Raw genomic sequence first — 1400 nt, 5'->3', positions numbered from 1 at the left:
ATGCCCATCAACTTAAGGCTTTTTACTACCCCCAAGTACAAAAAAACGTTATTCTTTCTTACATAATATAAATGAGAAAGGGTGACGTTTTTTTATGAATCTCTCGATTCAAGATGAATTACAACCATTTGTGGAAGAATTACAGCGCTATATAACACCTGAATTTTTGGAAGAACTAGCAAGAGAGATGAAGTTTGTAAAGAGAAAACGCAAATTTTCGGGATCAGATTTAGCTACCATTTGTATTTGGATTAGTCAAAGGGTGGCCAGTGATCCTTTAGTACGATTATGTAGTAGACTTCACGCAGTTACAGGTACTGTACTTAGCCCGGAGGGCTTAAATAAACGATTTAATGAAAAATCAGTGTTATTTTTAAAACATATCTTTTCTTTGTTGTTACAACAAAAAATCTGTGAACAAACTCCCGTTTCTAGCCAACTTTTTGCGTATTTTAAACGTATTCGCATCATGGATGCCACTATGTTTCAAGTACCCCATACTTTGGAACATATATATCCTGGTTCAGGTGGCTGTGCGCAAACAGCCGGTATCAAAATTCAATTAGAATATGATTTGCATAGTGGACAATTTCTTAATTTTCAAGTGGGACCTGGAAAAAATAATGATAAAACATTCGGAACAGAATGTTTAGATACGTTACGGCCAGGCGATTTATGTATTCGTGATTTAGGATATTTTTCATTAGAGGATTTAGATCAAATGGATCAACGGGGTACGTATTATATTTCGCGGTTAAAGTTAAATACAAACGTATATGTAAAAAATCCAGATCCGGAATATTTTAAAAATGGTTCCATTAAAAAACAATCACAATACATACAAATCAATGTCATACAGATTTTGAATCAACTTCAACCAGGAGAAACGATAGAATATCAGCAAGCTTATATTGGAGATAAACAGCAGTTATTTTCACGTCTCGTTTTTCATCGTTTAACAGCGGCACAATTACAAAAACGCCTAGAGAAAATTGCAGAAAAAGAAAAATCAAAACACAGAACCTATTCAGAGAAAAGTAAATTAGTAGCGGGATTAAATGTATATGTAACAAATGCACCTTGGGAGTGGGTTCCGATGGAACAAGTACATGAATTGTATACATTACGCTGGCAGATAGAAATTGTTTTTAAAACGTGGAAATCATTATTTGATATAGATCATTGTCGCACTGTCAAACAAGAAAGAATAGAGTGCCATTTATACGGAAAACTGATCGCTATTTTTTTATGTTCTTCTACCATGTTTAAAATGCGTCAACTTTTATTACAGAAGAAGCAAAAAGAATTAAGTGAATATAAAGCAATTGGAATGATTCAAGACCATCTATTTCTCCTCTATCAATCCATACAAAACACCCAAGAGATAACAAAGCTTCTAA

At 33.6% G+C, this 1400-nt stretch carries 1 protein-coding gene; it reads left to right on the top strand.

Going from position 1 to position 1400, the window contains the following annotated elements:
- Nucleotides 1–94: 94 nt before the first annotated feature.
- Nucleotides 95–1400, top strand: a 1306-nt coding sequence (locus ILT06_RS32140) for an IS4 family transposase (protein WP_222655997.1), incomplete at its 3' end; no start/stop codon positions are given.

The organism is Bacillus sp. 17RED48 (assembly GCF_019837545.1).
Lineage (GTDB): Bacteria > Bacillota > Bacilli > Bacillales > Bacillaceae_G > Bacillus_A > Bacillus_A wiedmannii.
The sequence above is the reverse complement of the archived record's forward strand: the minus strand, read 5'-3'. Positions and strand labels throughout refer to the sequence as shown.